The organism is Streptomyces cinereoruber (assembly GCF_009299385.1).
In the GTDB taxonomy this organism is placed as follows: Bacteria; Actinomycetota; Actinomycetes; order Streptomycetales; family Streptomycetaceae; genus Streptomyces; species Streptomyces bikiniensis.
Genome location: NZ_CP023693.1, coordinates 5,556,708 through 5,570,193 on the forward strand (window position 1 = coordinate 5,556,708; position 13,486 = coordinate 5,570,193).

General features: G+C 73.1%; 14 protein-coding genes. 10 read left to right on the plus strand and 4 right to left on the minus strand.

The window, feature by feature from the left end; translation table 11 throughout:
- Window positions 1-99: 99 nt before the first annotated feature.
- The 3 genes from CP977_RS25220 to CP977_RS25230 all read left to right on the plus strand — a co-directional run bounded on the left by CP977_RS25220 (window position 100) and on the right by CP977_RS25230 (window position 3,290).
- The gene (locus CP977_RS25220) at window positions 100-945 is read left to right on the plus strand and encodes a GNAT family N-acetyltransferase (RefSeq protein ID WP_062751954.1); all 846 of its coding nucleotides are present in this window, start codon (window positions 100-102) and stop codon (window positions 943-945) included.
- A 28-nt stretch (window positions 946-973) separates the two neighbouring features.
- Window positions 974-1,519, plus strand: a complete 546-nt coding sequence (locus tag CP977_RS25225) for a GNAT family N-acetyltransferase (RefSeq protein ID WP_062751953.1) — start codon at window positions 974-976, stop codon at window positions 1,517-1,519.
- A 70-nt stretch (window positions 1,520-1,589) separates the two neighbouring features.
- Complete coding sequence (locus CP977_RS25230) at window positions 1,590-3,290, plus strand: proline--tRNA ligase (protein WP_152370851.1); 1,701 nt, start codon at window positions 1,590-1,592, stop codon at window positions 3,288-3,290.
- A gap of 56 nt (window positions 3,291-3,346) precedes the next feature.
- Here the strand turns inward: CP977_RS25230 and CP977_RS25235 are convergent, their stop codons facing one another.
- From CP977_RS25235 to CP977_RS25250, 4 genes are all read right to left on the minus strand, one after another.
- Entirely contained in the window at window positions 3,347-4,285 is a 939-nt protein-coding gene (locus tag CP977_RS25235; RefSeq protein WP_062751951.1) for a slipin family protein, read from the minus strand.
- A gap of 108 nt (window positions 4,286-4,393) precedes the next feature.
- A complete protein-coding gene (locus CP977_RS25240) occupies window positions 4,394-5,293 on the minus strand; it encodes an aminoglycoside phosphotransferase family protein (RefSeq protein WP_062751950.1) in 900 nt (299 codons plus the stop codon).
- A 59-nt stretch (window positions 5,294-5,352) separates the two neighbouring features.
- Window positions 5,353-5,769 carry a ferritin-like domain-containing protein gene (locus CP977_RS25245; RefSeq protein WP_062751949.1) on the minus strand — a complete coding sequence of 139 codons (417 nt, stop codon included), beginning with the start codon at window positions 5,767-5,769 and terminating at the stop codon, window positions 5,353-5,355.
- Entirely contained in the window at window positions 5,766-6,350 is a 585-nt protein-coding gene (locus CP977_RS25250; RefSeq protein WP_152370852.1) for a hypothetical protein, read from the minus strand. Before CP977_RS25250 ends, CP977_RS25245 begins: the two co-directional genes overlap by 4 nt.
- A gap of 202 nt (window positions 6,351-6,552) precedes the next feature.
- Here CP977_RS25250 and rimP point away from each other — a divergent pair, with 202 nt between their 5' ends.
- From rimP to truB, 7 genes are all read left to right on the plus strand, one after another.
- Window positions 6,553-7,050, plus strand: coding sequence for a ribosome maturation factor RimP (gene rimP / locus CP977_RS25255; RefSeq protein WP_062751947.1), 498 nt, complete (start codon window positions 6,553-6,555; stop codon window positions 7,048-7,050).
- Between the two features lie 2 nt (window positions 7,051-7,052).
- Window positions 7,053-8,045: a transcription termination factor NusA gene (gene nusA / locus CP977_RS25260; protein ID WP_062751946.1), complete on the plus strand. Its 993-nt coding sequence runs from the start codon at window positions 7,053-7,055 to the stop codon at window positions 8,043-8,045.
- Between the two features lie 74 nt (window positions 8,046-8,119).
- The gene (locus CP977_RS25265) at window positions 8,120-8,401 is read left to right on the plus strand and encodes a YlxR family protein (RefSeq protein ID WP_078489512.1); all 282 of its coding nucleotides are present in this window, start codon (window positions 8,120-8,122) and stop codon (window positions 8,399-8,401) included.
- Window positions 8,402-8,546: 145 nt separating this feature from the next.
- Window positions 8,547-11,627 (plus strand): translation initiation factor IF-2, encoded by a 3,081-nt coding sequence (gene infB / locus CP977_RS25270; RefSeq protein ID WP_109185556.1) that lies wholly within the window; start codon window positions 8,547-8,549, stop codon window positions 11,625-11,627.
- 148 nt (window positions 11,628-11,775) lie between these two features.
- Window positions 11,776-12,069 carry a DUF503 domain-containing protein gene (locus tag CP977_RS25275; protein ID WP_030217805.1) on the plus strand — a complete coding sequence of 98 codons (294 nt, stop codon included), beginning with the start codon at window positions 11,776-11,778 and terminating at the stop codon, window positions 12,067-12,069.
- A 30-nt stretch (window positions 12,070-12,099) separates the two neighbouring features.
- Window positions 12,100-12,540 (plus strand): 30S ribosome-binding factor RbfA, encoded by a 441-nt coding sequence (rbfA, locus tag CP977_RS25280; RefSeq protein ID WP_062751943.1) that lies wholly within the window; start codon window positions 12,100-12,102, stop codon window positions 12,538-12,540.
- Window positions 12,537-13,436 carry a tRNA pseudouridine(55) synthase TruB gene (gene truB / locus CP977_RS25285; protein WP_062751942.1) on the plus strand — a complete coding sequence of 300 codons (900 nt, stop codon included), beginning with the start codon at window positions 12,537-12,539 and terminating at the stop codon, window positions 13,434-13,436. Before rbfA ends, truB begins: the two co-directional genes overlap by 4 nt.
- Window positions 13,437-13,486 lie beyond the last annotated feature (50 nt).

The window sequence follows — 13,486 nt, forward strand, 5'->3', positions numbered from 1 at the left end:
CCGCTCCGGGAGGCGGGGCCTTCCGCTGCCGGAGGCGTGCCCCGGGGCCCTCCGGGTAAAGTGCGTGGAATCAGCGGAACCGCACGGTGAGGCCCCCTCGTGTTGACAGAGACCACCACTCGGGTCCTCGAACCCGCCGACCTCGGCGCCGCCCTCGCCGTCCTGGAGAGCGCCCCCGTCGAGAACGCGTTCGTGACCGCCCGCGTCCAGCTCGCCGGCCTCGACCCCTGGCGCCTCGGCGGCGAGATGTGGGGCTGGTACACCGAGGGACGGCTGCGCTCGCTCTGCTACTCCGGCGCCAACCTGGTCCCGATCTGCGCCACCCCCCAGGCCGTCCGCGCCTTCGCCGACCGGGCCCGCAGGACCGGCCGCCGCTGCTCCTCCATCGTCGGCCCCGCCGAGGCCACCACCGAACTGTGGCGGCTCCTGGAGCCCAGCTGGGGCCCCGCCAGGGACGTCCGGGCCAACCAGCCCCTGATGGTCGCCGAGGAGCCCTCCGCCACCGTCGAGCCCGACCCGCTGGTGCGCCGCGTCCGCAAGGACGAGATGGAGACGATCATGCCCGCCTGCGTGGCCATGTTCACCGAGGAGGTCGGCGTCTCCCCGCTCGCCAACGACGGCGGCCTGCTCTACCAGGCCCGGGTCGCCGAACTGGTCGGCTCGGGCCGCTCCTTCGCCCGCATCGAGGACGGCAGGGTCGTCTTCAAGGCCGAGATCGGTGCCGCCACCCGCCAGGCCTGCCAGATCCAGGGCGTCTGGGTCGCCCCCGAGCACCGCGGCAAGGGCCTCTCCGAGACCGGCATGGCGGCCGTCCTGCGGTACGCCCTGGCCGACGTCGCCCCCGTGGTCAGCCTGTACGTCAACGACTACAACACCCCCGCCAGGGCCGCGTACCGCCGCGTCGGCTTCCGGGAGACCGGGGCCTTCATGAGCGTGCTGTTCTGAGGGGCGGGCCGCTTGTAGGGTGCGCCGCATGGATGACGCGGAGATCGTGATCGGACCGGTCGACCTCGCGGCCCGGGTGGACGAGGCCCTCGCCGTGCAGGCGGTCGCCTTCGGCCTGGACGCCGAAGAGGTCGCCGTCCGCCGCCACATCGTGCTGCGCCACCTGCTGAGCCCCGGCGCCCGCGCCTACGGCGCCACCACCCCCGGCGGACGGCTCGTCGGCTTCGTGTACGGGATGCCCAACGACCGCGGCCACTGGTGGTCCACCGTCGTCGAGACGTACCTGCGCGCCACCGGCACCGCCGACTGGCTCGACGACTCCTTCACCATCACCGAACTCCACGTCCACCCCGACTTCCAGGGCCGGGGCGCGGGCCGCACCCTGCTCACCACCATCACCGACACGGCCGACGAGCCGCGTTCGATCCTCTCCGCGATCGACACCGAGAGCCCCGCCCGCCGCCTCTACCGGTCCCTCGGCTACCGGGACCTGGCCCGCCGGGTGCACTTCCCGAGCGCCCCCCGCCCGTACGCCGTGATGGGCGCCCCGTTGCCGCTGCCGCGGGGTAACTGATTTCTCGTCCCCGGGGCCGCCCGGCTAACCTCGGGCCATCACCAACAGTCCCGGCAGGAGTACGAGAACCATGGCCAACGCACCGGTCCAGCGCATGTCGAAGTTGATGGCGAAGACGCTGCGCGACGACCCGGCGGACGCCGAGGTCCTCAGCCACAAGCTCCTCGTCCGCGCGGGGTACGTGCGCCGCACCGCCGCCGGCATCTGGAGCTGGCTGCCCCTCGGCAAGAAGGTCCTCTCCAACGTCGAGCGGATCGTCCGCGAGGAGATGGACGCCATCGGCGCCCAGGAGGTCTCCCTGCCGGCCCTGCTGCCCCGCGAGCCGTACGACGCGACCGGCCGCTGGGACGAGTACGGCGCCGAGCTGTTCCGCCTCCAGGACCGCAAGGGCGGCGACTACCTCCTCGGCCCGACCCACGAGGAGATCTTCACCCTCCTGGTGAAGGACCAGGCGTCCTCCTACAAGGACCTGCCGGTCATCCTCTACCAGATCCAGAACAAGTTCCGCGACGAGGCCCGCCCCCGTGCCGGCATCCTGCGCGGCCGCGAGTTCCTCATGAAGGACTCGTACTCCTTCGACACCGAGGACGAGGGCCTCGCCGAGTCCTACGCCCTGCACCGCCAGGCCTACCAGCGGGTCTTCGAGCGCCTCGGCCTCGACTACCGCATCTGCGCCGCCACGGCGGGCGCGATGGGCGGCTCGAAGTCCGAGGAGTTCCTCGCCCCGGCCGAGGCCGGCGAGGACACCTTCGCCGACTGCCCGAACTGCGACTTCGCCGCCAACACCGAGGCGGTCTCCTTCGCCCTGACGGCCGTGGACGGCTCCGCCGTGCCCGCCGCCGAGGAGATCCCCACCCCGGACACCCCGACCATCGAGACCCTCGCGGCCTCCCTCGGCGTCCCGGCCTCCGCCACCCTCAAGAACCTCCTGGTGAAGGTGGACGGCGAGATCGTCGCCGTGGGCGTCCCCGGCGACCGCGAGGTGGACCTCGGCAAGGTCGAGGCGCACTTCGCGCCGGCCGCCGTCGAGATGGTCACCGAGACCGACTTCGCCGCCCGCTCCGACCTGGTGCGCGGCTACGTCGGCCCGCAGGGCCTCGACAAGGTCACGTACATCGCGGACCCCCGGGTGGCCCCGGGCACGGCCTGGATCACGGGCGCCAACAAGGAGCACACCCACGCGAAGAACGTGGTCGCCGGGCGCGACTTCGAGGTCACCGAGTACGTCGACGTGGTCGTCGTCGAGGAGGGCGACCCCTGCCCGAAGTGCGGCACCGGCCTCAAGCTGGACCGCGCCATCGAGATCGGCCACATCTTCCAGCTCGGCCGCAAGTACGCCGACGCCCTCAAGCTCGACGTCCTCGGCCAGAACGGCAAGCCGGTCCGCGTGACCATGGGCTCGTACGGCATCGGCGTCTCGCGCGCCGTGGCCGCGCTCGCCGAGCAGACCGCCGACGAGAAGGGCCTGTGCTGGCCCGCCGAGGTCGCCCCGGCCGACGTCCACGTGGTCGCCGCCGGCAAGGCCCTCCAGATCGAGCTGGCCCTGGAGGTCTCCGACAAGCTGTCCGCCGCCGGTCTGCGCGTCCTGGTCGACGACCGCGCGGGCGTCTCCCCGGGCGTCAAGTTCACCGACGCGGAGCTGATCGGCGTCCCGAAGATCCTCGTCGCGGGCCGCCGCTCCGGCGAGGGCGTCGTGGAGCTGAAGGACCGCCGCACGGGCGAGCGCGAGGAGCTGACGGTGGACGAGGCGATCGCCCGCCTGACCGCCTGATCCTTGCTGTACGACGGCCCCGCACCCCTCCGGAGGGGTGCGGGGCCGTCGCCGTGTCAGTCCTCCCGGGGCGGCGCGGGCGCGGGCTCCACCGACGTGCCCGTCAGGTCCTCGATGGCGTCCTCCGCCGCCGCCGTCCGGCTCCTCGGGTACGCGTCGGCGTCGTCGAGCAGGGACGGTATCTCCCTCTCCGGGGCCCGGTGCGGCGTGTGCGACGCCGCGTCCGGCTTGGCCTCCGGGGTCGCGCGCTCCAGGAAGCGGAGCAACTCCACCGGGAACGGCAGCACCAGCGTGGAGTTCTTCTCGGCGGCCACCGCCACCACCGTCTGGAGCAGCCGCAGCTGGAGCGCCGCCGGCTGGTCGGACATCACCGACGCCGCCTCGGACAGCTTCTTCGACGCCTGGAGCTCCGCGTCCGCGTTGATCACCCGCGCCCGCCGCTCCCGGTCCGCCTCCGCCTGCCGGGCCATCGACCGCTTCATGGTCTCCGGCAGCGACACGTCCTTGATCTCGACCCGGTCGATGGCGACGCCCCACCCCATCGCCGGACTGTCGAGCATCAGCTCAAGACCCTGGTTCAGCTTCTCCCGGTTGGACAGCAGGTCGTCGAGGTCGCTCTTGCCGATGATCGACCGCAGCGAGGTCTGCGCCATCTGCGAGACCGCGAACCGGTAGTCCTCCACCCGTACGAGCGCGTCCGCCGGGTCGACCACCTTGAAGTACACGACCGCGTCCACCCGGACCGTCACGTTGTCCCGCGTGATGCCCTCCTGCGCGGGCACCGGCATCGTGACGATCTGCATGTTCACCTTGTGCAGCCGGTCCACCACCGGGACGATCATCGTGAAGCCGGGGGAGCGCACCCGGCCGCGCAGCCGGCCGAAGCGGAAGACGACCCCGCGTTCGTACTGCTTGACCACCCGCGCCGCCGCGCCCGCGTACACCGCCGCCGCGGCGCCCGCGCCGGCCACCGCCATCAGCAGCTCTTCGATCATCACGGCCCCCTGGAGTCGGGCCGGACGTCGCGGTCCGGCCGCCCGGCGAACGGTACAAAAGGGGTATTCCCCTCCAGCCCGCCCGCGAACGTACGACCGGTCCGGGCCCTACAGCCAGCCCGCGAACTCCAGGAGCAGCTCCGCGTCCTGCCGCCGTCCCGCCGTCAGCGCCCGGGTCCCCGACTCCACCGCGCGGAACAGGGTCCAGCCCCGCAGCCGCTCCCGGTCCACGTCGAGCGAGTCCGCCAGCTTGTTCATCCGCCGCCGGGCCGCCGAGGCGCCCGCCGAGGCCGCCACCAGGTCCTCCACCCGGTCCCGCACCAGTCGGGCCAGGTCGTAGGCCCGCTCGCCGACCAGCGGCTCCGGCCCCACGGCCAGCCAGGGCGCCCGGTCACCGGCCAGGACCTTGCCCTGCCGGAAGTTGCCGTGCAGGAGCACCGTCTCGGCCTCCCCGGCCACCAGCTCCTCGCGCGCCGCGAGCGCCGCGGCGGTCAGCCCGCCCGCGGCCGCGTCCGCGCGGTAGTGGTCCATCGGCTCCGCCTGCCGGGCCGTCCGCTCGGCCACCGACTCGAAGCCGTGGTCCGCCGGGGGCTCGACCCACAGCTTCCGCACGGTCCCGGCCGCCTCCAGGAGCGCCTTCGCCTCCGGCAGGGAGCGCAGGGACACCTCGGGCTGGAGCCGCTCCAGGAGCAGCCCCTCCTCCCCGACGCCCTCGATCAGCCGCACCGCGCCCCAGCCGTTCCAGTGGGCCAGCGCCTCCCGCTCCCGGTCCGGCCGGGCGAACGGCGGCGCCACCTTGAGCGCGGCGGGGGAGCCGTCGGACCGCCGGACCAGCACCACCAGGCTGCTCCGCCCGCCGGGGGCCGTCACCCGCTCGGCGTCCAGGGAGCCCCGGTCGAGCGCGGCCCGCGCGTGCTCCGGCAGCCGCCCCAGCCACTCGGCCGCGACGGTCTCCCCGTACGTCTCGCCGAGCGCCCGGACGAGTCGCTGCGGCGGTTCGAAAGCCATGCGTGCGTTGTTCCTTCGGTCGGGACGGGGCTGTCGGGGGAGGGCTGTCGGGGCGGGGCTCAGGCCCGCTCGGCGAGCCCAGGAAAGGTTACGTCGCCGCCGCGCCACCGCACGGCGCGCACCGCGGCCTCCTTGAGCGCGGCGGCCGCCTCGCGCCGGGCCGGGCCCTCGGTGGCCCGGACCAGGTCGGAGTAGACGCCCGCGACCCGGTCCTCCAGGACGGCGGCCAGCCGCACCGCGCCCGCCGGGTCGGTCACCCGGAACGGCAGCGCGTACGCGGCCGCGGCCGCCGCCGGCGCGCCGCCGAGGTCCCGCACCGCCCGGCGCAGCACCTCCCGGCGGGCCCGGTGGGCCTCGTACGCGGCCGTGGCCTCCGCCCGGCGCTCCGTACCGATCCGGCCGCCGACGACCCCGTACCCGTACACCGCCGCGTGCTCGGCGGCCAGGGCCGCCTGGGTGGCGTCGAGGGCGCTCATGCCCGGGCTCCTTCGGTCAGCAGATGGACGTGGACGGCGCCCGAGGCCGCCACCGAGGCGAGCAGCCGGGCGTACTCGGGCGGGGCGGCGAGCAGCGCGTCCGTGTGCCCGTCGGAGGCGGCCCGCTCGGCCGCCGCCAGCTCCCTGAGGGCCGTCCCGGGATCGGCGGCCACCGGCACGGGCGCGGGGGAGGGCGCCGTCGTGGGGCGGGCCGAAGCGGAGGCGGAGGCCGCGGCGGGCTTCAACGCGCCCGTGACTCCCTCACCCACGCCCTCCCCACCCGTACCGCCCTCGCCGAGCGCCCCCACGTGGGCCGCCACCGAGCGGCGCAGCGGGGTCAGCCGGGGCGCCAGGGCCGGGTGCGCGGCGAGCACCGCGTCGTACCGTTCGAGCAGTCCGCGCGCGACCGCCACCGAGCGGGCCCGCAGCGCCGCCTCGGCGCGCGCCACCCGTTCGGCCTCCCGCTCGGCGGCGCCCGGCCGCCGGGGCCCCTCCCCGCCGGAGGAGGTGCAGCCCACCAGGGCCGTGGCCCCCGCGGCCGCCCCCGCCGCGAGGAGCGCGCGTCTGCCCGTCGTCGTCACGCCTTCTCCCTCGGCCGCCGTCCACTGTTCGAAGATCCGTCCGCACGGGGATCCGTCCGTACCGGAAGATCGTTCGGATCACCGCAGGCGAGCGTACCCGCGGGCCCCGGGGCGGTGGACGGCAACACCCTCCCGGACCGGATACCCTTTGGTCTGACACGCGACGACACACAACAGCACACGCGGCCGAGGAGTCACCCGGATGAGCACCACCCAGAGCGACAGGCTGCGCGGACTCGTCGAGCCGCTCGTCCGCGCGAAGGACCTGGATCTGGAAGAGATCGAGGTGTCCCGGGCGGGCCGCCGCGGACTGCTGCGGATCGTCGTCGACTCCGACGAGGGCGTGGAGCTGGACGCCTGCGCCGAGCTGAGCCGCGCGATCTCCGAGAAGCTGGACGAGACCGACGCGATGGGCGAGGGCGAGTACGTCCTCGAAGTCAGCTCCCCCGGCGCCGACCGCCCCCTCACCGAGCACCGCCACTACGTGCGCGCCACCGGCCGCCTCGTGCGCCTCCAGCTCGCCGACGAGGGGGAGCTGGTCGCCCGGATCCTCGCCGTGGACGAGGACGGCCTCGACCTCGAAGTCCCGGGCGTGAAGGGGCGCAGGCCCACCGCCCGCAGGATCGGGTTCGCCGACATCTCCAAGGCGCGTGTCGAGATCGAGTTCAACCGCAAGGACAAGAAGGAAGAGGAGGCGTAGCCGTGGACATCGACGTGAAGCTTCTCAAGGGCTTGGCGCATGAGAAGGAGATCTCCTTCGACCTGCTGGTCGAGGCGATCGAGTCGGCCCTCCTCATCGCGTACCACCGCACCCCCGACGCCCGCCGCCACGCGCGCGTGGAGCTGGACCGGCACACCGGCCACGTCACCGTGTGGGCCAAGGAGGACCCCTCCGACCTGGAGGAGGGCCAGGAGCCCAAGGACTTCGACGACACCCCCTCGGACTTCGGCCGGATCGCGGCGAGCACCGCCCGCCAGGTCATCCAGCAGCGGCTGCGGGACGCCGAGAACGACGTGACCTTCGGCGAGTACGCGCGCCGCGAGGGCGACGTCGTCGCCGGTGTCGTGCAGCAGGGCAAGGACCCGAAGAACGTCCTGGTCAAGCTGGACGACAAGCTGGAGGCCATCCTCCCGGTCCAGGAGCAGGTGCCGGGCGAGGAGTACAGCCACGGCCTGCGCCTGCGGACGTACGTCGTCCGGGTCGCCAAGGGCGTCCGCGGCCCCTCCGTCACCCTCTCGCGCACCCACCCCAACCTGGTGAAGAAGCTCTTCGCCCTGGAGGTGCCGGAGATCGCGGACGGCTCGGTCGAGATCGCGGCCATCGCCCGCGAGGCCGGCCACCGCACCAAGATCGCCGTCCGCGCCACCCGTTCGGGCCTGAACCCCAAGGGCGCCTGCATCGGCCCGATGGGCAGCCGCGTCCGCAACGTGATGGCGGAGCTGCTCGGCGAGAAGATCGACATCGTCGACTGGTCGGACGACCCGGCCGAGATGGTGGCGAACGCGCTCTCCCCGGCCCGGGTCTCCAAGGTCGAGATCGTCGACCTGGCCGCCCGTTCGGCCCGGGTGACGGTGCCGGACTACCAGCTCTCCCTGGCGATCGGCAAGGAGGGCCAGAACGCCCGCCTGGCCGCCCGCCTCACCGGCTGGCGGATCGACATCCGCCCGGACACGGAGCAGTCCGAGCAGGCCTGAGACAGTTTTTGGCCAACAAGTGTTCGATTCTTGCCCCAAACGGGCGAGGTCGGTACGGGGAGGTAGACTTAATCGTGTCTGGCCGGACGCACGCCCGCGTGTGCCCTGAGCGAACCTGCGTGGGATGCCGGGAGCGAGCGGCCAAGAGCGATCTGCTGCGGATCGTGGTGAACAAGGACGAGTGCGTTCCGGATCATCGCGGTACGCTGCCCGGCCGGGGTGCGTACCTGCACCCCGCCGTGGTCTGCCTCGATCTGGCGGTCCGCCGCCGAGCGTTCCCGAGGGCCTTCAGGGTCCAGGGCCCGCTCGACACCGCGGCACTCCGCCACCACGTCGAGCGATCGGCACAGCAGTGAAGAAGTACGGCACGGAACACCGTGCGGTCAGGTACCTCGCGAGTTGGAAGTAGGTCGAGATTGCGATGAGCACTCGATGAGTACGCGATGAGTACGCCCATGAAGTAGCGACGGTCCGGCGGTAACCGGACCTCAAAGGAGCGAAGTGGCTAAGGTCCGGGTATACGAACTCGCCAAGGAGTTCGGCGTGGAGAGCAAGGTCGTCATGGCCAAGCTCCAAGAACTCGGTGAATTCGTCCGTTCGGCGTCCTCGACGATCGAGGCGCCGGTCGTGCGCAAGTTGACTGACGCTTTGCAGGGTCCCGGTGGCAACGCCGGCAAGACCGCTGCCAAGCCCGGCGCGCCCCGCAAGGCGACGCCCACCCCCGCCGCGCCGAAGCCGGCGCAGGCATCCCCCGCGCCGTCCCCGGCGCAGGCCTCCCGTCCGGCTGCCCCGAAGCCTGGCGCGCCCACCCCGGCGCCCAAGCCCGCGGCAGCGGAGAAGCCCTCGACGCCGGCCCCCGGCCCGCGTCCCACCCCGGGTCCGAAGCCCCCGGCCGCGCCGAAGCCGGCGCCGGCCTCCCCGGCTCCGACCACCCCGGAGTTCACCGCGCCTCCGGCGGCCCCCGCCGCCGGCCAGCAGCGTCCCGCCGGCGCGACCCCGGGCCCCCGCCCGGCCGCCCGTCCGGGCCAGCAGGCGCCCCGCCCGCAGGGCCAGGGCGCGCCGCGCCCCGGCGGCCAGCAGGCCCCCCGTCCGGGCGGTGCCCGTCCGGCCGGTCCCCGTCCGGGCAACAACCCGTTCACCTCGGGCGGCTCCACCGGCATGGCGCGGCCGCAGTCGCCCCGTCCCGGTGGCGGTGCCCCGCGTCCCGGCGGCCCCGGTGCCGTTCCGGGCGCCCCGCGTCCGCAGGGCGGCCCCGGCGGCGCTCCGCGCCCGCAGGGTCAGGGCGGTGCCCGTCCCACTCCGGGCGGCATGCCCCGTCCGCAGGCTCCCCGTCCGGGCGGCGCGCCCGGCGGCAACCGTCCGAACCCGGGCATGATGCCGCAGCGTCCCGCTGCCGGCCCGCGTCCCGGCCCCGGCGGCCGTGGCCCCGGTGGCCCCGGCGGTCGTCCGGGCGGTCCCGGTGGCGGCGGCGGCGGTCGTCCCGGCTTCGCCGGTCGTCCGGCCGGTCCCGGCGGTGGCGGCGGCGGCTTCGCCGGCCGTCCCGGTGGTCCCGGTGGCGGCGGCGGTCGTCCGGGTGGTCCCGGCGGTGGCGGCGGCTTCGGCGGTCGTCCCGGCGGCTTCGGCGGTCGTCCCGGTGGTCCGGGTGGCCGTGGTGGCACGCAGGGCGCCTTCGGCCGCCCCGGCGGTCCCGCGCGTCGCGGTCGCAAGTCGAAGCGTCAGAGGCGCCAGGAGTACGAGGCCATGCAGGCCCCGTCCGTGGGCGGCGTGATGCTGCCCCGCGGCAACGGCGAAGCCATTCGCCTGTCGCGCGGTGCGTCCCTCACCGACTTCGCGGAGAAGATCGGCGCCAACCCGGCGTCGCTCGTCGCGGTCATGATGAACCTCGGCGAGATGGTCACGGCCACGCAGTCCGTCTCCGACGAGACGCTGCAGCTCCTCGGCGACGAGATGAACTACCAGGTTCAGATCGTCAGCCCCGAGGAGGAGGACCGCGAGCTGCTCGAGTCCTTCGACATCGAGTTCGGCGAGGACGAGGGCGGCGAAGAGGCCCTGGTCTCCCGTCCGCCGGTCGTGACCGTCATGGGCCACGTCGACCACGGAAAGACCCGCCTCCTCGACGCGATCCGCAAGACCAACGTGGTCGCGGGCGAGGCCGGCGGCATCACCCAGCACATCGGCGCCTACCAGGTGGGCACCGAGGTCAACGGCGAAGAGCGTCGCATCACCTTCATCGACACCCCGGGTCACGAGGCGTTCACCGCCATGCGTGCCCGTGGTGCGAAGTCGACCGACATCGCGATCCTCGTGGTCGCGGCCAACGACGGCGTCATGCCGCAGACGATCGAGGCGCTCAACCACGCCAAGGCCGCCGGCGTCCCGATCGTCGTCGCGGTCAACAAGATCGACGTCGAGGGTGCCGACCCGACCAAGGTCCGCGGCCAGCTGACCGAGTTCGGTCTGGTGGCCGAGGAGTACGGCGGCGACACCATGTTCGTCGACATCTCCGCCAAGCAGGGTCTGCACATCGACTCCCTGCTCGAGGCCGTCGTCCTCACCGCCGACGCCTCGCTCGACCTGCGGGCCAACCCGAACCAGGACGCGCAGGGCATCGCGATCGAGTCCCACCTCGACCGCGGCCGCGGTGCGGTCTCGACCGTCCTGGTCCAGCGCGGAACGCTGCGCATCGGCGACACGATGGTGGTCGGCGACGCGTACGGCCGCGTCCGGGCGATGCTCGACGACAAGGGCAACAACGTCGAGGAGGCGACCCCGTCGACTCCCGTCCTCGTCCTGGGTCTCACCAACGTCCCGGGTGCCGGCGACAACTTCCTGGTCGTCGACGAGGACCGCACGGCCCGCCAGATCGCCGAGAAGCGCGCCGCGCGGGAGCGCAACGCCGCCTTCGCCAAGCGCGTCCGCCGGGTGTCCCTGGAGGACCTCGACAAGGTGCTCAAGGCCGGTCTCGTCCAGGAACTCAACCTCATCATCAAGGGCGACGCGTCCGGTGCGGTCGAGGCCCTGGAGTCCTCCCTGCTCCAGCTCGACGTCGGCGAGGAGGTCGACATCCGCGTCCTGCACCGCGGCGTGGGTGCGGTCACCGAGTCGGACATCGACCTGGCCATGGGCTCCGACGCCATCGTCATCGGCTACAACGTCCGCGCGGCCGGCCGTGCCGCGCAGATGGCGGAGCGCGAGGGCGTCGACGTCCGGTACTACTCGGTCATCTACCAGGCGATCGAGGAGATCGAGGCGGCGCTCAAGGGCCTCCTCAAGCCGGAGTACGAAGAGGTCGAGCTCGGCACGGCGGAGATCCGCGAGGTCTTCCGCTCGTCCAAGCTGGGCAACATCGCCGGTGTCCTCATCCGTTCGGGCGAGGTCAAGCGCAACACCAAGGCGCGCCTCATCCGCGACGGCAAGGTCATCGCGGAGAACCTCAACATCGAGGGTCTGCGCCGCTTCAAGGACGACGTCACCGAGATCCGCGAGGGCTTCGAGGGTGGTATCAACCTCGGAAACTTCAACGACATCAAGATCGACGACGTCATCGCGACGTACGAGATGCGCGAGAAGCCGCGCGCCTGATCGCGTCCGATCGCAGCAGTGAGCAGGGGCCGGTCGGCGGAACTTATTCCGTCGATCGGCCCCGGCCGTTGCGTGTACGGTTCCCGGTGTACCCGCCCTCTGGTGGGCGGGGCCACTGACCCCGAACCGGCGGGACATCCGGACACACATGTACGTGGGGACACTGTCCTTCGATCTGCTCCTCGGCGACGTACGGTCGCTGAAGGAGAAGCGTTCCGTCGTCAGGCCGATCGTCGCCGAGCTCCAGCGCAAGTTCGCGGTGAGCGCGGCGGAGGTCGGCGGCCAGGACCTCCACCGGCGGGCCGAGATCGGCGTCGCGATGGTGACGGGGGACCCGGGACACCTCAGCGACGTGCTGGACCGGTGCGAGCGGCTCGTCGCCGCCCGGCCGGAGGTGGAGCTGCTGTCGGTGCGCCGCAGGCTCCACACTGATGAAGACTGATTTTGAGCAAGGCGAGAAGGAGAAGGACCAGTGGCCGACAACGCGCGGGCGAAGAAGCTGGCGGACCTCATCCGGGAGGTGGTCGCCGAGAAGCTGCAGCGCGGCATCAAGGACCCCCGCCTGGGTACGCACGTGACCATCACGGACACCCGCGTCACCGGTGACCTGCGGGAGGCCACGGTCTTCTACACGGTCTACGGCGACGACGAGGAGCGCGCGAGCGCCGCGGCCGGCCTGGAGAGCGCCAAGGGCATCCTCCGCTCGGCCGTGGGCCGGGCGGCGGGGACCAAGTTCACCCCGACGCTGACCTTCGTGGCCGACGCCCTCCCGGAGAACGCCCGCACCATCGAGGACCTCCTCGACAAGGCGCGCGCCTCCGACGCCCAGGTGCGGGAGGCGTCCTCGGGCGCCTCCTTCGCGGGTGAAGCCGACCCGTACAAGAAGCCGGGCGAGGACGACACCGCCGAATGAGCGACAGGACCCCCACGCCCGACGGCCTCGTCATCGTCGACAAGCCGTCGGGCTTCACTTCGCACGACGTCGTGGCCAAGATGCGCGGGATCGCGAAGACCCGCCGCGTCGGCCACGCCGGAACGCTCGACCCCATGGCCACGGGCGTCCTCGTCCTCGGCGTGGAGCGGGCGACCAAGCTCCTCGGTCACCTCGCGCTGACCGAGAAGGAGTACCTGGGCACCATCCGCCTGGGCCAGACCACGATCACCGACGACGCCGAGGGCGAGATCACGGCGTCGGTCGACGCGTCGAAGGTCACCCGCGAGCGGATCGACGCCGGTGTGGCGGAGCTGACCGGCGCCATCATGCAGGTGCCGTCGAAGGTCTCCGCGATCAAGATCGACGGCAAGCGGTCGTACGCGCGCGTGCGCGGTGGCGAGGAGTTCGAGATCCCGGCCCGCCCGGTCACCGTCTCCTCCTTCCGGGTGTACGACGTCCGCGAGGCCGTCGCCGAGGACGGCACCCCCGTGGTCGACCTGGTCGTCTCGGTGGTCTGCTCCTCCGGTACGTACATCCGGGCGCTCGCCCGGGACCTCGGCGCCGGTCTCGGCGTCGGCGGCCACCTGACCGCGCTGCGCCGCACCCGGGTCGGCCCGTACAAGCTGGACTCGGCCAGGACCCTGGACCGGCTCCAGGAGGAGCTGACGGTCATGCCGGTCGCGGACGCGGCCGCGGCGGCGTTCCCGCGCTGGGACGTGGACGAGAAGCGGGCCAGGCTGCTGCTCAACGGCGTGCGCCTGGAGATGCCGGAGTACCCGAAGGGCCCCGTCGCGGTCTTCGGGCCGGAGGGGAAGCTGCTCGCCCTGGTCGAGGACCAGCGGGGCAAGGCGAAGAGCCTCGCGGTCTTCGGCTGACGAGCCGACGGGCCCCGGGCCCATGAGTGGGGCGGGTACGCGCGCGCGTA